Origin of the sequence: Paraburkholderia sp. HP33-1, assembly GCF_021390595.1 — a bacterium.
Classification (GTDB): Bacteria; Pseudomonadota; Gammaproteobacteria; order Burkholderiales; family Burkholderiaceae; genus Paraburkholderia.
This window is the reverse complement of record NZ_JAJEJR010000002.1, coordinates 2,436,972-2,456,386: the sequence shown is the minus strand read 5'-3', so window position 1 is coordinate 2,456,386 and position 19,415 is coordinate 2,436,972. Positions and strand designations below refer to the sequence as shown.

At 62.7% G+C, this 19,415-nt stretch carries 17 protein-coding genes; 11 read left to right on the top strand and 6 right to left on the bottom strand.

The genetic code is table 11. The features are described from left to right. Positions 1-1,845 precede the first annotated feature (1,845 nt). Positions 1,846-3,075: a DNA-binding protein gene (locus L0U81_RS27040; RefSeq protein WP_233807764.1), complete on the top strand. Its 1,230-nt coding sequence runs from the start codon at positions 1,846-1,848 to the stop codon at positions 3,073-3,075. Between the two features lie 30 nt (positions 3,076-3,105). On the opposite strand, the gene L0U81_RS27035 is transcribed toward L0U81_RS27040, so the two are convergent. The 3 genes from L0U81_RS27035 to L0U81_RS27025 form a co-directional block, all read right to left on the bottom strand. After that, positions 3,106-4,227 (bottom strand): tyrosine-type recombinase/integrase, encoded by a 1,122-nt coding sequence (locus tag L0U81_RS27035; protein WP_233807763.1) that lies wholly within the window; start codon positions 4,225-4,227, stop codon positions 3,106-3,108. Between the two features lie 115 nt (positions 4,228-4,342). Continuing rightward, positions 4,343-4,753 (bottom strand): DUF2471 family protein, encoded by a 411-nt coding sequence (locus L0U81_RS27030; RefSeq protein WP_233807762.1) that lies wholly within the window; start codon positions 4,751-4,753, stop codon positions 4,343-4,345. Positions 4,754-4,872: 119 nt separating this feature from the next. Further along, positions 4,873-5,511, bottom strand: coding sequence for a helix-turn-helix domain-containing protein (locus L0U81_RS27025; RefSeq protein ID WP_233807761.1), 639 nt, complete (start codon positions 5,509-5,511; stop codon positions 4,873-4,875). Positions 5,512-5,648: 137 nt separating this feature from the next. On the opposite strand from L0U81_RS27025, the gene L0U81_RS27020 reads away from it, so the two are divergent. Further along, entirely contained in the window at positions 5,649-6,854 is a 1,206-nt protein-coding gene (locus L0U81_RS27020; protein WP_233807759.1) for a glycine C-acetyltransferase, read from the top strand. A 28-nt stretch (positions 6,855-6,882) separates the two neighbouring features. Beyond that, on the top strand, positions 6,883-7,914 hold the full coding sequence (gene tdh / locus L0U81_RS27015; RefSeq protein WP_233807758.1) for an L-threonine 3-dehydrogenase: 1,032 nt from the start codon (positions 6,883-6,885) through the stop codon (positions 7,912-7,914). Positions 7,915-7,956: 42 nt separating this feature from the next. On the opposite strand, the gene L0U81_RS27010 is transcribed toward tdh, so the two are convergent. Further along, a complete protein-coding gene (locus L0U81_RS27010; protein WP_233807757.1) occupies positions 7,957-8,607 on the bottom strand; it encodes a YceI family protein in 651 nt (216 codons plus the stop codon). Positions 8,608-8,727: 120 nt separating this feature from the next. On the opposite strand from L0U81_RS27010, the gene L0U81_RS27005 reads away from it, so the two are divergent. The 5 genes from L0U81_RS27005 to L0U81_RS26985 all read left to right on the top strand — a co-directional run bounded on the left by L0U81_RS27005 (position 8,728) and on the right by L0U81_RS26985 (position 13,542). Next, positions 8,728-9,384, top strand: a complete 657-nt coding sequence (locus tag L0U81_RS27005; protein ID WP_233807756.1) for a TetR/AcrR family transcriptional regulator — start codon at positions 8,728-8,730, stop codon at positions 9,382-9,384. Positions 9,385-9,397: 13 nt separating this feature from the next. Further along, the gene (locus L0U81_RS27000) at positions 9,398-9,877 is read left to right on the top strand and encodes a nuclear transport factor 2 family protein (protein WP_233807755.1); all 480 of its coding nucleotides are present in this window, start codon (positions 9,398-9,400) and stop codon (positions 9,875-9,877) included. Between the two features lie 249 nt (positions 9,878-10,126). Next, positions 10,127-10,645, top strand: coding sequence for a hypothetical protein (locus tag L0U81_RS26995; RefSeq protein WP_233807754.1), 519 nt, complete (start codon positions 10,127-10,129; stop codon positions 10,643-10,645). A gap of 393 nt (positions 10,646-11,038) precedes the next feature. After that, entirely contained in the window at positions 11,039-12,346 is a 1,308-nt protein-coding gene (locus L0U81_RS26990) for an MFS transporter (RefSeq protein WP_233807752.1), read from the top strand. Between the two features lie 227 nt (positions 12,347-12,573). Continuing rightward, complete coding sequence (locus L0U81_RS26985) at positions 12,574-13,542, top strand: PDR/VanB family oxidoreductase (protein WP_233807751.1); 969 nt, start codon at positions 12,574-12,576, stop codon at positions 13,540-13,542. A 15-nt stretch (positions 13,543-13,557) separates the two neighbouring features. Here L0U81_RS26985 and L0U81_RS26980 read toward each other — a convergent pair whose 3' ends face one another. Continuing rightward, positions 13,558-14,478 (bottom strand): LysR family transcriptional regulator, encoded by a 921-nt coding sequence (locus L0U81_RS26980; RefSeq protein WP_233807750.1) that lies wholly within the window; start codon positions 14,476-14,478, stop codon positions 13,558-13,560. A gap of 176 nt (positions 14,479-14,654) precedes the next feature. On the opposite strand from L0U81_RS26980, the gene L0U81_RS26975 reads away from it, so the two are divergent. Both L0U81_RS26975 and L0U81_RS26970 read left to right on the top strand, forming a co-directional pair. Continuing rightward, complete coding sequence (locus L0U81_RS26975; RefSeq protein WP_233807749.1) at positions 14,655-15,938, top strand: aromatic ring-hydroxylating oxygenase subunit alpha; 1,284 nt, start codon at positions 14,655-14,657, stop codon at positions 15,936-15,938. Then, positions 15,935-16,435, top strand: coding sequence for an aromatic-ring-hydroxylating dioxygenase subunit beta (locus L0U81_RS26970; RefSeq protein WP_233807748.1), 501 nt, complete (start codon positions 15,935-15,937; stop codon positions 16,433-16,435). Before L0U81_RS26975 ends, L0U81_RS26970 begins: the two co-directional genes overlap by 4 nt. Positions 16,436-16,532: 97 nt before the next feature. On the opposite strand, the gene L0U81_RS26965 is transcribed toward L0U81_RS26970, so the two are convergent. After that, entirely contained in the window at positions 16,533-18,008 is a 1,476-nt protein-coding gene (locus L0U81_RS26965) for a PAS domain-containing sensor histidine kinase (protein ID WP_233807747.1), read from the bottom strand. Between the two features lie 218 nt (positions 18,009-18,226). On the opposite strand from L0U81_RS26965, the gene L0U81_RS26960 reads away from it, so the two are divergent. Next, positions 18,227-19,396, top strand: a complete 1,170-nt coding sequence (locus tag L0U81_RS26960) for an acyl-CoA dehydrogenase family protein (protein WP_233807746.1) — start codon at positions 18,227-18,229, stop codon at positions 19,394-19,396. The last annotated feature ends 19 nt before the right edge of the window (positions 19,397-19,415 follow it).

Here is a 19,415-nt window from a genome sequence, read left to right as displayed (position 1 = left end):
GCGTCGGGTGAGGAGGGGGATTTCGCGAGAGCATACCGACTGTGGTGATACGCGTCTATAGCGTCCATCTCACCGTTGCCGGTGAAGCGAGTTTACGGAGCGTGACTCACCTCGAGCCGCTCCCGAAAACCCTCACCTCGGCTGCATGCCGCCAAGGTTGGGCTCTCCTTGTCGGTCGCGGCGTTGGCGAACCCGGCGAGTTTCGCGGCGCGCGGGAACTGGGAGCATTTGATCCCGAATCTGCTCACCTCAAAAATTTTTGCGGATTTTTTCGAGACCTTGCGTAAACGACGGTGCTCCTGGCGGGTGATGACCTCATCGTATAGTCGGGACCAGTAGCAGAAATGCCTGCATGGCGGCGGTAAAGGGGTAATCCCGCGATGCAAAATTCGACTTCTCGCGACGTCCGAAGCTGCTGCCAGCGGGGAGAACGAGCCACAGGCAAACTCTCACCACTTCAATGCCCCCGAAAAAGCTCACCGTAACGCCGACGAACGGTATAGCACGACACGCGCTCGCCCCCACCAGGACCGCTTTTCCCCGAGTAGACCTCCTGAAAAACCTCACCTTTGAGGTTTCCGGACGCTTCAGCGCATCAGTCCAAAGAACTCCTGAAAACCCTCACCTTTTCCATCTCACGCTAAATAATTCAATGATTTCCGTAACTTACGATAATTCCTGTTCACCCACAAACGACTAATGCCCCCGTAAAACCTCACCTCAAGCCTGTTTTTCGCACGGTCGCACTTTTCATTTCCTCGTCTCAACTCTCCCGAAAATCCTCACCTTTACGGTCAGAAGCCAGGTATACCCGCATACGCAAACCGCCATCAGCCGGGCATTTCCAGCCCACAGCCCCCATCTCGATCCCGAATCTCCTCACCTTAGTGTTCGGAACGCCATTCAAAGCCTCCCGAAAAGCCTCACCTTTGACGGAATCACCAGCCAAACCAGCCTGTTGATCCGGCCCATTCGCCAACTTCCCGAATCCCCTCACCTCTCCAATCGCCACCGGTTCCAGCCGGCCAGTGTTTCGGGCAATCGACGCATCCCAATCCACTTTCGCTCCCGTAAAACCTCACCTTAGCCCGGTGAATGCTCAAAAACACAGCAAAATGGCTGCCCACGCCCCGTAAAATCTCACCTTCGTTTCACGTTTTCTCCTGTCCCGGCTCACCAAAGGGGTTAACCGGCCCAAAACAGCCCCAAGAATCCACGCTCGCAAGCCTCCCGAAAGCGCTCACCTCAGTGCAGGCCTTACCGGCAAAGGACTTTCGAGCGCGGTCGGGCGCTTCACGGCAGCGAGGTCCCGCAAAACCTCACCTTTGCCCAAACGTCACGTATACGGCGTTTCCTGAACCCGCTCACGTTCCGTCCCGGACCCACTCACCGAGCTCCCCGAACCCCATCACCCGAGTTTCCCGCAGACCCTCACCAAGTCTCCCGCAAAGCTTCACCTTGCTGGGCTGAAACCCCCGCCAGATAAGGGTTTGCCGGAGCGTTAACGTCTTTAACAAGGGTTCAAAGGTGTTTACTTTTATTACTCTCTAGCTTTTTACCCCGCGAGCCCCGTGACACACGGGTCCTAAACCCCGCAGCCATTGCGTTTCCCTCGTGAAACAGTGCGCGATCAGAGGAAAACCGAACAAAGTGCTTCTAATACAAAGGCTTATTAGCTATTCTTCGTATTGTTTCACGGAAAAAATCGGTATACGCGTGTTTACGACTGCGATTTCTCTGTCAATACCCGTCTGTATACGCCAATCCGTTCGTCACTCATAAATCGGTAGCAAATACTACGTAAATTGTTATGATCAATCCAATTCGAGCGACATCGAGGTAGACATGAATCTGGATCAGGAGCGGCAGGCCATTCGCGATGAGCTTGAAACGATGCGCGCGCAGGGCGTGCGCCGGCAGGATCTGTCGCTGCATGCCTGCAAGCGGCTCTTTTTCGATCTCGGCATCCGCCCGTCGATGGCGGCCGTGCGCGATCTCACTCAGACCGGTAGCGCAAGCGACATCCCGAAAGACATCGATCATTTCTGGGAGCGTATCCGCAACGTGTCCCGGGTCAAGGTGGGCGCAGGCGCCATTCCGAAGGCACTCGAGGATCGCGCCGGCGAATTGCTGGGCGCGCTATTCGAAGAAGCGGTCGCAGAGGCCAAAACCGCGCTTGATGGCGAACGCGAAGAAATCCGCGCGCAGATCAGCGCCGCCGAGCAGCGCGTGCGTGACGCCGACATTCGTCGTGACGCGGCCGACGACGCGATCAGGCGCAGCGAAGCGCGCGCCGAAGCCGCGTGGGAGCGGGTTCGCGCACTCGAAACCCAGCTATCGAGCGCGACCACACACGGCAACGTTCATCTGGAAGGCTTGCAGGCAACGACGCGACGGCTCGATCAGGAAAACGAGGCGCTCAGGCAGCGGCTCGAAAACGAGCAGACCACCAATGCCGCGTTGCGCGACCGGATTGACGCGTTGCACGTCGAATTGCGCCAAAGCACCGAGCACTATGCACAGCAGATCAAAGATGCGGTGGCCGAAGCGGAGCGGCGCGTCAAGCCGATGCTGGTCGAACTCGATTCGTTGCGCAGCATGGCCGCGACGTATCAGTCCGGCGTGCGAGATGCGAGCCGCAAGGAATTCGAGTTCATTCAGCAGATTGCCGCCGCCAAAGCCCGCGCGGACCGGCTCGACGCGCAACTGCGTGAGCAGTCGGACGAAGTCGATGCGCTGACGAGAGAAGTCGTCATGCTGCGCGCTCAGCAGGGCATCGATCCGGCCATCGCCGCGCTGCTTTGCTCGCTCGTCAGTGACGGGCGGCTCACGAGCGAAGAGTTGGGCACGATCGGCACCGCCGCCGACGGCCACGTGACGCTGCCTGCGCGATGCCCGAAATGCGAGGAAGGTGAACCGGAGCTATCGCAGGTCGGTCATCGTTTCGAGCTGCTGTGCCCGGAATGTGAGCACTCGTCCGGCCCAAGCGAATCCAGGCTCGCGGCGGTGAAACAGTTTCTGTCAAACGGTGCGTCCACCGCGCCGTCGTCCCGCTCCGTCGACACGGTGCGCTGACGACAAACGGGCAATACAACAGAAAAAACGTCAAAGGTGAGGAAATTCGGGACCGGAAAGGTGAGGCTTTTCAGGCTCGCCGGCTCCCGTTTTCCTGATCAAACGCCCGTCGCGTCGGGGCTCGGGCAATGGCGCCGCCGCCGGATCCGGCGTGTGAGCCGCAGGCGGATCCTGCTGATCGATCCAGGTTTGCCACGCTCGATATAGCCGGTTCGCGGACACCGCCTGCGCGAAGCCAAGCCATTGACCGACCTGTTCGGCTTCCACCCCGCTCTCGAAAAGATCCGCCGCGAACGTGTTGCGCAAGGTCTGCGGACTCGCGCGCGACTGGCGCGATGCGGCGATCCCCGCAGCATCGACCAGCGCGTCCACCGCGCGCAGCATCGTGGCCTTGTGCATCGGACGGCCGGAGGGCGACGCGGGAAACACGAGATCGCCGGCCAGCTCCGTCAGCCGCCGTTCTGCGAGCCAGGCGTCGAGAATCGCCGTCGCGAACGGCGCGAGCCGCGTGCGCCGCGTCAGCGTCGGATTCGCGGACTCGATCGTGACCCACGGCGAGCCCGATTTCACGCAACTAACCGTAAGGGCAGCCGCTTCGCCCGTCTTCAGTCCGCCCCCCAGAAATACGGCGATCAACGCGCGATCGCGCCGCTCTCTCCAGCGCTGCGCGGTCGACAACACCGGCAATGGCGCGAACAACCGCGCGATCAATGCAGTGCGTTCCGTATGCGTGAGAAATCCGGTCGGCTCATTGTCGCGAGCATTGCGCCACGCTGCTTCGCCATCCTGAGCAATGAAGCGAGCCGGATTGGTCGACGCCGATTCGATCTCGCGCACGTGATCGAGTACGCGTTCGATGAGGCGCAAATAGCGGATCCGTTGCGTCCTACGGATTTCGAGGCTGGCGACGAATTCGGCGATCGCGGGTGTGTCGACCGTTGCGAGGCTCTGTTGCCGCGTGCCGAGCCAGTCGAGAAACTGGCCCCACTGCGCTTGATAGACCAGCGCGGAGGAGCGACGGAAATGCTGCTTCGCGAGCCAGGCATCGAATGCGATTTGCGGGTCGCGACGCCAGTCTTCGCGTTGCTGATCGAACAGATCGGTAGATGGGGCGGGACGGGGAACGGGGTCGGACAGATGAGGGGGTGACATGCTCGTTCCTTCTGTTAGTTGCACCGTTCGATTCGCGTATTGTAGGCGCTAACCGGTGCCAGGCCGACCCGAAAGAATCGATGAAGATCCGATCCATTGCCACGTGTGGCTCTCATCAGCCGCCCCACGCACGCGCGCGCTTTAACGGCGCATCAATCGCCCGTGGCTGCGCCGCACGACGCGCCGCTTGCCGCGCGGCTTCCTCGTACGCATTGACGGCAAACGCGAAGACGGCCGGCAATGCAGTGGACGCACCGAAATCCACGCCGTCATCGGTTTCGGGATAAGGCAGATCGGACGGGCGCTGGAACAGCCCGAGCATGAGCGCGTCGTGCCGGCTGGCAAAACCGAGGTCGGCCAGCGCCTCGGCTTCGATGGCATGCAGCAGACGCCACGTGAGCGGCACCTGCTGGACGATGTAGCGCGCGGCGATGCTGCGCACGATGCGTTCGAGATCGCGCGCGGCGGTCTGGTAGCGCAGCGCGGCGAGAGTTTGATCGGTAGGGTCGGCTTTCAGGTTGTTCATTCTCGGCTCCAATCGACACCTGATACTGTACAAACATACAGTATCAGGCGCAACCTGGCCGAACGGCCTACCCCTCGCGAACCGCGCCGATAGCGTGCCAATAGCCCCCAGCCGGCGCGCTAGCCGTGAATCACGACCAGTAGCGCTTTTGCCTCACCCTTGCCGACGTTGCGGATCGCGTGCGGCTCGTCCGCGACATAGCGCGCGGTGTCCGCGAGCTTGAGCCGCTTCGTCGCGCCGGCCGCCTCGATTTCGATCGAGCCGTGCAGCACGGTCAGATGCTCGCGCGTGCCAGGCTCGTGCGCGTTCGACACCAGCGCCCCGCCCGGCTGCAGCGTCAACTCGTACCACTCGAATTTGCCGGCCAGCTCGATGGGCCCCCACACACGCAACTGGTATTTCGCGTCATGACCGCTTAGCGTAGGAATATCGTGCGGACCGGAAACGGCAATCGCCTCAGGCGGCTTTGGCGGCGCAAACAGCGAATCGAGGCTCACGCCGAGCGCGTTGGTCAGCCGCCACGCAACCGCGATCGTCGGATTGGCCTTGTCGCGCTCGATTTCCGACAGCATCGATTTCGACACGCCGGCCGCGCGCGACAGATCGTCCAGCGTCATCCGCCGCTCGGCGCGCAGCCGCTGAATCTGTTCGCCGACGCGCGGCGGCGCCACATTCGCCTGCAACGCCGCGGCAGCGGAGGTGGGCGTCGCATTGGCCGCGGCGCGGCGTGTACCCGAACTTGCCATTTCCTGACCCATCGTTTAGAGTTGTTCGATATACCGGATTTTAGTTCGGAAAAACGAAAAAATCCGATAAAGCTGACAGCCGACTATAACAGGCCACCCTCCCCGCGGCCATGCGAACGCGGGGGCCATCACCCACAGGAGTCCCGTTCATGCGAGACCAATACCTTGCCCATCTGCGCGGCACCGTCGAACAGATCCGCGCCGACGGCTTCTACAAGAGCGAGCGCGTGATCGCGAGTCCGCAGTCGGCCGACGTGCGTCTCGCCGACGGCAGCCATGTGCTGAACTTCTGCGCGAACAACTATCTCGGTCTTGCCGACGACGCGCGGCTGATCGAAGCGGCGAAGCAGGGCCTCGACAGCGACGGCTTCGGCATGGCGTCGGTGCGCTTCATCTGCGGCACGCAAACTGTCCACAAGCAACTTGAAGCGGCGCTCGCTACGTTCCTGCAAACCGACGACTGCATCCTCTATTCGAGCTGCTTCGACGCGAACGGCGGCCTGTTCGAAACGCTGCTCGACGAAAACGACGCGATCATCAGCGACGAGCTGAATCACGCGAGCATCATCGACGGCGTGCGGCTCTCGAAGGCGAAGCGCTTTCGCTACCGGAACAACGACCTTGCCGATCTCGAAGCGCGTCTGAAGGAAGCCGATGCGGCTGGTGCGCGCTTCAAGCTGATCGCGACCGACGGCGTGTTCTCGATGGACGGCATCATCGCGAACCTCTCCGGCATCTGCGATCTGGCCGACAGGTATGGCGCACTGGTGATGGTCGACGACTCGCACGCGGTCGGCTTCATCGGCGAACACGGCCGTGGCACGCCGGAGCATTGCGGGGTGATGGCGCGCGTCGACATCATTACCGGCACGCTCGGCAAGGCGCTCGGCGGGGCATCGGGCGGCTACGTCGCTGCGCGCAAGGAAATCGTCGAACTGCTGCGGCAGCGCTCGCGTCCATATCTGTTTTCGAACACGCTGACGCCGAGCATCGCCGCGGCGTCGCTGAAGGTACTCGAATTGCTCGCGAGCGCTGAAGGCGCGCAATTGCGCGCACGCGTGCGCGAAAACGGCGCGCACTTTCGCCGCGCGATGAGCGCTCTCGGCTTCACGCTCGTGCCGGGCGAACATCCGATCATTCCGGTGATGCTCGGCGATGCGCAACTCGCGGGAAAGATGGCCGATGCGCTGCTCAAGGAAGGCGTCTATGTGATCGGTTTCTCGTTCCCGGTCGTGCCGCGCGGCCGCGCGCGCATCCGCACGCAGATGAGCGCCGCGCACACGCCCGAACAGATCGATCGCGCCGTCGAGGCGTTCGCGCGCGTCGGCCGCGAACTCGGCGTAATCCAGGCATAGCCGCCGCGTGATTCGAATGGAGAAGCAGATGAAAGCATTGGCAAAACTCGAACGCGGACCGGGCCTCACGCTGACGGATGTGAAGAAGCCCGAAGTCGGCCATAACGACGTGATGATCCGCATCACGCGCACCGCGATTTGCGGCACCGACATTCATATCTGGAAGTGGGACGACTGGGCGCAAAAGACGATTCCGGTGCCGATGCATGTCGGCCATGAGTACGTCGGCGAAATCGTCGAGATGGGGCAGGAAGTGCGCGGCTTTGCGATCGGCGATCGCGTATCGGGCGAAGGACACATCACCTGCGGTTTCTGCCGCAACTGCCGCGCCGGCCGCCGCCATTTGTGCCGCAACACGATCGGCGTCGGCGTGAATCGCGAAGGCGCGTTCGCCGAATATCTGGTGATTCCGGCCTTCAACGCGTTCAAGATCCCGCCCGAAATTTCCGACGACCTCGCCGCGATCTTCGATCCGTTCGGCAATGCGACCCACACGGCGCTGTCGTTCAACCTCGTCGGCGAGGACGTGCTGATTACCGGCGCGGGGCCGATCGGCATCATGGCGGTCGCGATCGCAAAGCACGTCGGCGCGCGCAACGTCGTGATCACCGACGTCAACGACTATCGCCTCGAACTCGCGCGCAAGATGGGTGCTACGCGCGCGGTGAACGTGTCGCGCGAATCGTTGCACGACGTGATGCACGATCTGCACATGACCGAGGGCTTCGACGTCGGCCTCGAAATGTCGGGCGTGCCAAGCGCATTCACGAGCATGCTCGAAGCGATGAACCATGGCGGCAAGATCGCGCTGCTCGGTATTCCGCCCGCGCAAACCGCGATCGACTGGACCCAGGTGATCTTCAAAGGCCTTGAAATCAAGGGCATTTATGGGCGCGAGATGTTCGAGACCTGGTACAAGATGGTCGCGATGCTGCAAAGTGGCCTCGATCTGTCGCCGATCCTCACGCACCATTTCAAGGTCGACGACTACGAGGAAGCCTTCGCGACGATGCTCTCCGGCGAGAGCGGCAAGGTGATTCTCGACTGGACCGCTGCCTGATTCAGCAAGGCGTAGTTCGATTCGCCAACGCCCGCAGCGCGCTTATGCGCCTGCGGGCGTTTTCACGAATTCGGCCTGGATGCGCACGTGAATATCGTCGCCGACAGCCGGATACCACGTCGCCAGACCGAACTTCGCGCGGCTGAAATGGCCATCGGCGGAAAAGCCGAGCGTGTCCTTCTTCGTCAGCGGATCGAGCGCGAAGCCGTTGAACGTCACCTCGAGTGTGACCGGCTGCGTGACGCCGCGGATCGTCAGATCGCCGCGCAGTGTGCCGCGCGCGTCACCGGTGCGCTCGAAACGCGTGCTCGCGAAGCGGATCTGCGGATAGCGTGCGACATCGAGCATGCTGTCGCTCTTCACCATCTTGTCGAGCAGCGGCACGTTCGTGTCGATGCTCGCGGCGTCGATCGTGACCAACGCCGTGCTGCGCTCGAGCCCGCCGTCGTTCCAGTCGAGCTGTCCCTGCTTGCGATCGAAGCGCATCGTAAAGCGCGTGTATTTCAAGTGATCGATATCGAACGTGATGCTCGTGTGGTCCGGATCGATGTCGTAGCGCCCGGACGGCACGCGCGCTTCGTTCTGACCGACCGAATGTGTAAGCACCTGCACGGGCGTGCAGGCTATCGCGCTCAGCAGCATTGCGCCGAGCAGCGCGCGTACCCACGCGGTGAGAACGGAGGAGGGGTTCATCGAAGCGATTCCGGTTGAGCGATGGTCAAGCGATCTCCATCACGATAGCAGCAAGCATACCCAGAGCGCGCGCTCGATGAAAAACTTGACATGGGAGAATGATCGTTCTACCTTTGGCCCATGACACACGAAACGGTCCCGACCGACCCAACACAACCCGCCACTGCGCGCGAACGCCTGCTCGATGCCGCCGAGGCGCTGATCTACGCCGGTGGCATCCATGCAACCGGCGTCGATGCGATCGTGCGGCAGTCCGGCACCGCGCGCAAAAGCTTCTACACGCATTTCGAATCGAAAGATGCGCTGGTCGCGGCCGTGCTCGAACGGCGCGACGAGCGCTGGATGAACTGGTTTATCGCCAGCACGCAACGGCACGGCAAGAGCGCGCGCCAACGCCTGCTCGGCATGTTCGACGTGCTGCGCGACTGGTTTGCGTCGGCGGATTTTCATGGCTGCGCATTTCTGAACGCTGCCGGTGAAATTGCCTCCGCCGATGATCCGATCCGCGTCGTCGCGCGCAAACACAAGGCGCGGCTGCTCGATTTCGCGCGCGCCGAGTGCGACGCGTTCGTGGCGGAAGCCGCGTTCGATGCGCGTCGCGCGGCGCCGCTCGCGCGTCAATGGCTCGTGCTGCTCGACGGCGCGATCGCTGTGGCGCTCGTGAGCGGCGAAGCCGATGCGGCGCTCGACGCGCAGACGGTTGCGAAGACCTTGCTCGATGCGGCAGCGAGACCCACCACAAACAAACGGCCGCCATCCCGGCGCACCACTACCTGAGCAAGGAGCCATCATGGCCGATACGATCGAAACCCGTCCGCCGCTGCCGCCGTTCACGCGCGACAGCGCGATCCAGAAAGTTCGCGCCGCGGAAGACGCATGGAACACGCGCGAACCCGAGCGCGTATCGATGGCGTATACGCCGGATAGCGTGTGGCGCAACCGCGCCGAATTCGTGCATGGACGCGCGGAGATCGTGGGTTTTCTGCGCCGCAAGTGGGTGAAGGAGCTCGACTATCGGTTGATCAAGGAGCTGTGGGCGTTCACCGACAACCGCATCGCGGTGCGCTTCGCGTACGAATGGCACGACGATTCGAACAACTGGTTCCGCTCGTACGGCAACGAGAACTGGGAGTTCAACGAGCATGGGTTGATGGCACTGCGTCACGCGAGCATCAACGACCTGCCGATCCGTGAAGCCGACCGGCTGTATCGCTGGCCGCTCGGACGGCGGCCCGACGATCACCCTGGCCTGTCCGATCTCGGTCTGTAGACGTTCCCGCCACATTCACCGCCGACGGCGCGCGCGATGCGCGCCGCGAATTTCTTCAGCGCTTGTTCATCACATCGCCATCGGTTCTCCGTTATCGTGGCGGTTCCGGCTGCGGGGGCGCGTCGCGTGACCGGCCGGCCGAGCGAGTCCTCAACATCGACCGCGCGGCTTCAGGTACAGTGCGCGACGGGCGGCACGCGGATCGCCAGAACACGATCACACCGGCGCTCGACCGGTGACGGAGAAGAAATGCACTTTCGGCAGATGAACAAGAATATCCGACGCGCCGCGGTGGCGCTTTTCGCAAGCTTCGCAGCGGTCTCCGCGGCGCACGCGGGCAGTTGGTGTGACGGCGGTGTGTGGGTCGATGCGATGCTCGGCTCGTATCACATCAATCCCGATCCCGATAAGCACTTCGAGCAGTTCAATCCTGGGCTTGGCGTCGAATGCTGGCTGAACAACCAGTGGGCGCTGACCGCCGGCGGCTTTCGCAACTCGCTGCGGCGGCCGTCCTACTACGGCGGCGGCGTGTGGGCGCCTGAGTTCGCGCATTGGGGCATCGTGCGGATCGCCGCGATCGGCGGCATCATCTCCGGCTATAACTACGGCAACTGGGGGCTCGGCCACAATCACACGATCGGCCCGGTGGTCGCGCCAATCGTGATGCTCGACTACAAGCGGGTCGGCGCGAACTTCATCATCATCCCACCGATCCCGTCGGATGATCTGCCCTTTACGATTGGTTTTCAGGTGAAGGTGAAGTTCTGACGGAGTCTTAAGCAATGAGGGCGATGAACCTCAGGTGAGGTTTTTCGGGAGACAACGGCTCGCGCTTCGCCCGGATCGACCGATTACCGCGAGCGTGAGGCCTCGCACGCGGGGATCATCTCCTGGAATTCCTCACCATTGCGCGCCAGCGTCGTTCGCTCGACTCCTGGAAATCCTCACCATCCTGGAAGACCTCACCTCAACAGGCTCGCTTGAGCTTTTAGCCTCGTATTCGCGTGCTGAACGCGCGCACTAGTGTCCAGGCAAATTAGCTGCACTGATACCCGCCCTGCTTTTCGGTTAATTTGACGCCACTATCTGTCGCCTCGACACTGCATATCGTGCGAAGCCTTTTTTAAAGGCCGCAATCCCCCAAAGCAGATGCGAGCAGATATGGCTTCCGTTCAATCTCCGATCACGGCGGGGCGCGCCACGACAGAGTCGGATCGCGCACTCAGGAAAATCATCATCGCGTCGGTGGCCGGCAACGCGATGGAGTGGTACGACTTTTTCGTGTACGGCACCGCGGCCGCGCTCGTGCTTGGGCGACTGTTCTTTCCCGCGCACGCGGACCCGCTGATCGGCACAATCGGCGCGTTTGCCGCGTTCGCGATCGGCTTCGTCGCGCGTCCGCTTGGCGGCATCGTGTTCGGTCATATCGGTGATCGCTACGGACGCCGCGCGTCGCTCGTCTGGACGCTGCTTATCATGGGCTTCGCGACTTTCGGCATCGGGCTGTTGCCGACCTATGAGCATGTCGGTCTTGCCGCCCCCGCGGCGCTCGCCGGATTGCGGTTGCTGCAAGGTATCGCGTCGGGTGGCGAATGGGGTGGCGGCGTGCTGATGATCAGCGAGAACGCCCCGCCCGAAAAACGCGGCTATTTCGCGGCGTGGAGTCAGCTCGGCGTGGGCGGCGGCTTCGTGCTGTCGTCGGGCGCGTTCCTCGCGGCGCAAGCGCTGCCGCACGATCAGTTCATTTCGTGGGGATGGCGTCTGCCGTTTCTCGCGAGCATTCTGATCTTCGCGCTCGGCGTGTACATTCGCCACAACCTGCCGGAGAGCCGCGACTTCGAGAATGCGGAGAAAGCCGGCAAGACCGCACATATGCCGGTGCTCGAAGCGATCAAACGTCACCCGAAAGAGATCCTGATGGCGATGGGTCTGCGGGTCGCCGAAAACGGCGGCGCCTATATCTTTCTCGCGTTCTCGCTCGTCTACGGCAAGTTCGTCGGCATTTCGAATTCGGTGATGCTGACAGGCGTGATGCTCGCGATGGTCGTCGAAATGGGCGCAATGCTCGGGTGGGGCAAGCTGTCGGACCGCATCGGGCGCAAGCCGGTGTATATGATCGGCGCGGTGTCGCTCGCAGTGATGGCGTTTCCGTTCTTCTGGTTGCTCAACACGCAATCCCCGCTGCTGATCTGGCTCGCGCTGGTGCTCGGCACGGCCGTCTGCCACGGCGCGATGATCGGCACGCTGCCCGCGCTCGTCGGCGAACTGTTCAGCACCGAAGTGCGTTATTCCGGCGTGGCGCTCGGTCACGAAGTCGCGTCGATCTTCGCGGGCGGCCTGTCGCCGCTGATCGCCACCGCGCTGCTCGCGCACTACCAGGCCTACTGGCCGGTTGCTGTACTCCTGATCGTGCTCGGTCTCATCACTGTCGTGACGTTGAAGTTCACGCACGAGACGCGTCAGCAGTAACTCCCTTTCTGGCTTGTTCCCAGGGCGTTCGCGCGGCGTCGGCCGCCGCGCGAATGCCTTTTGCTTGTGGCGCGGACGTCCTGGGGCGTCGCAACTTCCTCACTGCCGTCGCGAGGTAACATCAATCAGATTGATGTAAAAGTCGCTTTTTAATCTATTTTGCTTATTTGATGCGGGGCGCTAATCTCGGCATATCGTCCCCACCAGGAACACATCGGAAGGCAATTATGCAAGCGCAAACCCTGAAGGTTCGGGTCGACGCGTTGCGCGAGGAAGCGCACGGCGTCCGCTCGTTCAGCATTTCACGGCTCGATGGGCTGCCGTTCGAGCGCTATGAGCCGGGCGCGCACATCGACGTCACGAGCCCTTCGGGCATCACGCGGCAATACTCGTTGTGCGGCGACCCGGAGTGTCTAGACTCGCAGATTTTCGCGGTGAAGAAGGAAGAGCAATCGCGCGGCGGCTCGCGTTCGCTTCATGAAGAGGTGAGCGTCGGCACCGAGCTGTCGGTCGGCGCGCCGCGCAATCTTTTTCACCTCGAAGAAAGTGCGGGCGAGCACATCCTGATCGGCGCGGGCATCGGCATCACGCCGCTGCTGTCGATGGCTTATCGGCTTGCCGCGCGGCAGGCGCGCTTCACGCTGCACTATTTCGCCCGCAGCGAAGCGCATGCGGCGTTCATGACGCTGCTCACGCGCGAGCCGTTCGCGCGCCATGTGAAGCTGCATTTCGGCGTCCAGCCCGACGAGCTGAAGCCGGCGCTCGATGCGTGTCTGCACGATGCAGGCGCGAACGCGCATGTCTACACGTGCGGTCCTGCGCCGTTCATGGATCTCGTCGTCGCCAGCGCTGAGCAGCGCTTGCCCGCGGAAGCGATTCATCTCGAACGTTTCAAAGCGGAGCCGGCGCAAACGGCCGAAGCGTCGCTCGACGGCTTCGACGTACAGCTCGCGGGCAGCGGCCGGACGGTGCGGGTCGATGCGAACACGTCGATCGTTGCTGCGCTCGCGTCGATCGGCATTGAAGTGGACACGTCGTGCGGCGAAGGCGTGTGCGGCACGTGCATGGTCGATGTGGTCAGCGGCGAGCCCGAGCATCGCGATCACTGCCTGAGCAAGGCCGAGCGTGCGAGCAATAGCGTGATCTGTTGCTGCGTGTCGCGCTCGCGCACTCCCGTACTCGTGCTCGACCTCTGATTCGCTTCGGCGCAATCACATCTTCTCGAAGCCCGCGAGGATCTCGGTCATCAGGCCGCGCATCCACGCGATGCCTTCGTCTTCGTGGAAGTGCTCGTGCCAGTGCATCGTCACGGCCGCCTTCGGCAACGGCACGGGCAATGCGTAGATCCGGAACGCGTCGCCGCGATTGAGAATATGCGCGAGCCGTTCGGGTAGCGTCGCGAACAGATCCGTCGCGGCCAGCACGCCAGGCACCGCGACGAAGTGCGGCAACGCGAACGCGATATTGCGGCCGACGCCTTGTGTGCGGAGCGCATCGTCGAGCGCATGGTGACTATGTTCGAGCGAGCGCACCTGGATGTGCGACGCCGCGAGAAACCGTTCGAGCTTCAGCGTGTTACCGCTCGGCAGGTCGCGGCGCTTGCGCGTCATGCACACATACGATTCCTCGAATAGCAGGCTATGCCGCGTGCGCGGCAGCAGCGACGGCAGATTGCCGATCGCGAAGTCGAGCCGGCTCGAACGCAGCGCCTCCTCGATCTCCTCCACCGGCAACGGCTCGACGACCAGCTTCACGCGCGGCGCCGACTTCTGCAGCGCCGCGCACAGCGCGGGCAGATACGCCATTTCACCGGCATCCGATAGCGAAAGACGAAACGTGCGCGTGCTCGTGGCCGGATCGAAACGTTCCGCGTAACGCAGCGCCTGACGCACGGTGTCGAGCGCGTGGCCGACGATCTCCGCGAGTTCAAGCGCGACGGGCGTGGGCTGCATGCCCGCGCGTGTGCGGATGAACAGCGGGTCGTCGAACATCGTGCGCAGACGGCCGAGCGAATAGCTGACCGCGGGCTGCGACAGCGCGAGGCGTTCGCCCGCTTTCGTCAGGCTGCGCTCCTCGACGATCGCCTGAAACACCCTCAGCAGATTGAGATCGACGTGGTCGATGGAAGTCATGGGGACGCTCTTGTGATATCAGCCGGATTTATCCGACAACCTGTTTTTAATCGATTTGACGCATGATCGTCGCAAAGCGAGACTGATGTCAACGAGAGGATGCGCTGATGTGTGGCACGCGGCTTCGCGCGTCGAAGTGCGTCTTCATTCCAACCCCGCAACTTTCCCCGCATAAGATGAGTACGCCGACCTATCAAACCATCGACACCAGCGCTTTAGTGAGGCGCGCCGAGGCCGATCGCATCGCGCCTTCCCTCTACTACGATCCCGAGCTGTTCGAAGTCGAACTCGAGCGCATTTTCTACAAGACGTGGATCTGGGTCGCGCATGACAGCGAATTGCCGAAGCCAGGCGATTTCATCACGACGACGATCGGCCGACAGCCGGTCATCGTCGTGCGCGACAGGAGCGGCGCGGTCAACGTGCTGCAAAACCGCTGCCGTCATCGCGGCGCGACCGTGTGCGAGGAGCACAAGGGCAATGCGAAGGGCTTCACGTGCCCGTATCACAGCTGGTCCTACGCGCTCGACGGCACGCTGCGCGCGCTGCCTTACGGCGACGGTTACGAAGGCGTCTGCGAGAAGGGCGATCTGCCGCTCAAGAAGCTGCGCGTGGGCGTCTATCAAGGCCTGATCTTCGCGAGCTTCAACGAAACGATCGAACCGCTCGAAGACTTCCTCGGCGGGGCAAAGCCGTGGATCGACCTGTTCATGAAGCAGGGCGCGGGCTATCCGATCAAGGCCAACGGCGAGCACAAGTTCAAGTTCAAGGGCAACTGGAAGATCCAGCTCGAGAATACGACGGACCTGTACCACTTCCCGGTCGTGCACAAGTCGTGGATGAAGTCCATCGACGACGAGACCGCCACCGCGATCACCAGCTTCATGACGAGCGACGACGCGTTCTGCCGCTCGCTCGGCAACGGTCATAGCCTCGCGGTGCTGATGCCCGAGATCGTCGATCTGGACAAGGACGACGGCGCGCCGCTGCCCGAGCGCTTCAGTGAACTCGCTGCGCAGCTCGCGCAAAAGCACACGCCGGCGGAAGTCCGCCGCATCGTGCGCTCGCTGATGGGCGTCGGCTTCAACCTGAACCTGTTCCCGAATCTCGCGCTGTCGATGGCCTTTTTCCGCGTGCTGCGACCGATTTCCGCCGAAGAGACGGAGATTCGTCACGTCGCACTCGCGATGGACGGCGGTCCCGACGAAGCGAATCGCGTGCGCCTGCGCATTCACGAGCACTTCCAGGGTCCGTTCGGCTTTGGCAGTCCCGACGATGCCGAAGCGTGGGAGCGCGTGCAGCGCGGCTCGCATGCGGGGCCGGACGTACCGATCCTCGTCAATCGCGGTCTGAATCGCGAAACGACCGCCGCGAACGGCGAGAAAACCGCACACGCAACCGACGAAACCGGCATGCGCGAAGCCTACAAGCAATGGCGCGCAATGATGGAGCAGGCATGATGGATGACCGAAACGCACTCTTTTCCCACCAGACCTTTGCGCGCGCGATCGAGTTCATCTGGCGCGAGGCCGAATTGCTCGATCGGCGCGACTATCGGGAGTGGCTCGACCTCTGGGACCCGGCGGGCCACTATGTCGTGCCGATCGATCCGAACGCGACCGATTACGCGGCGACGCTGAACTACGCTTACGACGATCAGGACATGCGCGAAAAGCGAGTGCAGCGCATGACGTCCGGCTATTCGGCGTCGGCGTCGGATGCGGCGCGCACGGTGCGCACGGTGTCGCGCTTCACGCTCGCGAGCGATAGCGCGGACATGGTCGAAGTGAAGTCGTCCCAGATCATCATTGCGTACAAGCGCGGTACGTCGACGATTTTCGCGGCCGATCTCACGCACAAGATCAGCATCGCCAGCGGCGAGCCGCGTCTCGTCGAGAAGGTGATCCGTCTGATCGATTCCACCGATGCGCTGAGCGCGATCGGCTTCCTGCTCTAACGGGTCATCATGCCGACACTCGAGTTGACCGATACGACCGTCGAGGCGATCGGCGGCAAGACCGCGCAGGCGCTGGGCCGCTAGCTTCGTGATGCGCTCAGGCTTGCGACAGCAGCGGCAACGCAAAGCGGCAGTCGAGGCCGCCCGTTGCCGCGCGCTGCGCCCAGATGCGCCCATCATGTCGCGCGACGATGTTTTTGCACAAGGACAGGCCGATGCCGTTGCCGGCCGCTTTCGACGAAGAAAAGCCTTCGAACAGGCGGTCGAGGACGTCGTCGGGCACGCCGGGGCCGTTGTCGATCACATGAAGCTCGGCCACGTCTTGGTTTCGCGACGTGGCCAGCGTGACCACGCGGCCGGCCTGTTTGGCTTCGGTCAGCGCTTCGACCGCGTTGAAAGCCAGATTGAGAATCACCTGGCCGATCAGCACGCGTTCGCAACGAATCGGCAACGGTTGCGGCGATTGTTCGATGTTGACGCTCACGCCTTCGTCGCGCGCGCGCAGTTGAATGAAGTACGCGACGTCCGCGAGCACGTCGCGCAGGTCCGCGTCGGTCTCGACGGGCTCGCGCTTGCCGACGAATTCGCGCACGCTCCTGATGATCAGCGCCGCATGCTCTGCTTGCCGGTCCGCGGCGCGCAATCCCCATATCGCGCTCTCGACCGCGTCCGGTTGGTTCAATCGCTGGATCGCGCCCTCGATGAAATTGCGCACTGCCGCGAGCGGCTGACTCAACTCGTGCGCGATCGCGGTCGCCATTTCACCCATCGCGTTATAGCGTCCTGCGTATTCGAGCATGCGCGCTTCGGTTCGGCGCGTTTCTTCCAGCGCGACCTCTTCGCTGACGTCGCGAAAGTGCACGAGCACACCGTTGAGTTCATCGTCGATATCGACACGCCGGCACGTGATGCGCAGCCAGCGTTCGACTCCGTCGCGCCGCTCGATCCGGTAGCGCTGCGCGTCGGTCGAATGCTGACGGGGCGCATCGCGCAACTGGCTCGCGAGGCGGTCGCGGTCTTCGCGCGTGCAATAGTCGAGCGCGGCGCCGAGAGGCGCATCGGATGCAACGCCAAGCACGCGCCGTCCGGACTCGCTCAGATAAGCGACCTTGCCGCGCCGCGTGATCAGCGCGACGCCTTCGTCGAGATCCTGCATGTACTCGCGCAGACGGGTTTCGTAGCTGCGCAGCTTCTGACGCATCGCCTCTTCTTCGCTGATGTCACGAAACTGCACCATGACGACCGGCCGGCCGCTCAGCGGTACGTACGTCGCAATCGCTTCCGACAACATGTCGACGCCCGTGCGCGACCGATAGCACCACTCGTACGCTTGCGGTCCCTGTTCGACCGAGCGGTCCATCGCATCGACGGCGATCTCGCGCCGGTAGCGGGCGTCGTTGCGCGTCATGTCGTGCGCTTTCAGCGGCAGCAGTTCTTCGAGCGTGAAGCCGAGCGCGACGCAGGCGGCGCGATTCGCCCACACGATCGCTTTCGTTTCGGCGTCATGCAGCAGTACGCACTGATTGAGCGCATCGAGCAGCACGCGGAAATCATGTTCGGTGGGCGGGGTCATGGGAAGCCGTTCACTGCGGAAATGCCGACGGCGTCAACCATACCACCGGTTTTGCGTCGCATCGCTAAAGAAATCCTTACCCGCATCGGGAGATTGCCCTAAGCCGCGTCATCTCTTCCCAATTGTTCCTGTTTTTTTGCGTTTCTAGACTGGCTTCACCGTGTGCAAAGCAGTACACGTCCATTCACTAATCAATGTCACAGGATACGGAGACGTCCATGTCGCTCGCCGCCGCTGTCAGCAAGCAGGACTGCATTGCCCCATCCACGGAACAGGCGCTGGATGACGCGATCGCCGAAATCGCGAAGAGACGCGAAGAGTTCGAGCGTCTGTCGCACGTGCCGCGCGATGTGATCGATATGCTCAAGCGCGCGGGCATCTATCGCGCGGCCACGCCGAAGCGCTTCGGCGGCGATGCGCGCGCGCCCGGCGAATTTCTCGCGCTGATCGAACGCATCGCGACAGTAGACGGCTCCGCGGCATGGGTCGCGAGCTTCGGCTCGGCCAATCTCTATCTCGCGGCGCTGCCGCTCGCGACGCAGGCCGAGATTTACGCCAGCGGTCCCGACCAGGTGTTCGCGGGCGGTCTCTTCCCGGTGCAGAACGCGACGCCCGAGGCGAACGGCTTTCGCGTCAACGGTACGTGGAAATTCGCGAGCGGCTGCAAGGGCGCGGACTGGCTCGGCGTCGGCATCGGCACGGGCAAGGCTGGCGAAGCGCCGGGCAAACCGCGCACGGCGGTCTTCAGACCCGAGAAGGTCGAGATCGTCGAGAACTGGAACGTGGTCGGCATGCAAGGCACCGGCAGTCACGATCTGCGCGTCGTTGATCAGTTCGTCGAAGAAGACTGGACGTTCGTGCGCGGCGGCACGCCGAGCGTCGATGAGCCGCTCTACCGCTATCCGACCATCGCGTATGCCGCGCAAGTGCTGGCGGTCGTCAATCTGGGCCTCGCGCGTGCGGCGCTCGATGTTGCCAACACGATGTCCGGTGGCCGCAAGACGACGACCGGCGCGCCGCAACTCGCGGACCGCGCGTATTACCGCATCGAACTCGCGAAGGCCGAGGCGCAACTGCGTTCGGCGCGCGCGTTCTTCTACGAAGCCACTGACAGTGTCTGGCAGTCGATCCTCGCGGGCGACGACGTGACACCCGATCAAGTGAGCCTGCTGCGCCTCTCGGCCACGCAGATCGCGCGCGAAGGTGCCGATGTCGTGAACCGCGCGTATCGCCTGGGCGGCACGATGGCGATCTATCGCAACCATCCGCTGCAACGTCTCGCGCGCGATGCGATGGTCGTCACGCAACACGCCTTCCTCGGCGAAGGCAATTACGACGGAGCCGGCGCCGTGTTCGTCGGCGTGCAGCCGATTCCCGGCTACCTGTGAACTCTCTTCAATCAAACGA

Coding starts and splice junctions, on each gene's coding strand:
- L0U81_RS27040 (WP_233807764.1), top strand. CDS start 1,846: ATGAATCTGGATCAGGAGCGGCAGGCCATTCGCGATGAGCTTGAAACG.
- L0U81_RS27035 (WP_233807763.1), bottom strand. CDS start 4,227: ATGTCACCCCCTCATCTGTCCGACCCCGTTCCCCGTCCCGCCCCATCT.
- L0U81_RS27030 (WP_233807762.1), bottom strand. CDS start 4,753: ATGAACAACCTGAAAGCCGACCCTACCGATCAAACTCTCGCCGCGCTG.
- L0U81_RS27025 (WP_233807761.1), bottom strand. CDS start 5,511: ATGGGTCAGGAAATGGCAAGTTCGGGTACACGCCGCGCCGCGGCCAAT.
- L0U81_RS27020 (WP_233807759.1), top strand. CDS start 5,649: ATGCGAGACCAATACCTTGCCCATCTGCGCGGCACCGTCGAACAGATC.
- tdh (WP_233807758.1), top strand. CDS start 6,883: ATGAAAGCATTGGCAAAACTCGAACGCGGACCGGGCCTCACGCTGACG.
- L0U81_RS27010 (WP_233807757.1), bottom strand. CDS start 8,607: ATGAACCCCTCCTCCGTTCTCACCGCGTGGGTACGCGCGCTGCTCGGC.
- L0U81_RS27005 (WP_233807756.1), top strand. CDS start 8,728: ATGACACACGAAACGGTCCCGACCGACCCAACACAACCCGCCACTGCG.
- L0U81_RS27000 (WP_233807755.1), top strand. CDS start 9,398: ATGGCCGATACGATCGAAACCCGTCCGCCGCTGCCGCCGTTCACGCGC.
- L0U81_RS26995 (WP_233807754.1), top strand. CDS start 10,127: ATGCACTTTCGGCAGATGAACAAGAATATCCGACGCGCCGCGGTGGCG.
- L0U81_RS26990 (WP_233807752.1), top strand. CDS start 11,039: ATGGCTTCCGTTCAATCTCCGATCACGGCGGGGCGCGCCACGACAGAG.
- L0U81_RS26985 (WP_233807751.1), top strand. CDS start 12,574: ATGCAAGCGCAAACCCTGAAGGTTCGGGTCGACGCGTTGCGCGAGGAA.
- L0U81_RS26980 (WP_233807750.1), bottom strand. CDS start 14,478: ATGACTTCCATCGACCACGTCGATCTCAATCTGCTGAGGGTGTTTCAG.
- L0U81_RS26975 (WP_233807749.1), top strand. CDS start 14,655: ATGAGTACGCCGACCTATCAAACCATCGACACCAGCGCTTTAGTGAGG.
- L0U81_RS26970 (WP_233807748.1), top strand. CDS start 15,935: ATGATGGATGACCGAAACGCACTCTTTTCCCACCAGACCTTTGCGCGC.
- L0U81_RS26965 (WP_233807747.1), bottom strand. CDS start 18,008: ATGACCCCGCCCACCGAACATGATTTCCGCGTGCTGCTCGATGCGCTC.
- L0U81_RS26960 (WP_233807746.1), top strand. CDS start 18,227: ATGTCGCTCGCCGCCGCTGTCAGCAAGCAGGACTGCATTGCCCCATCC.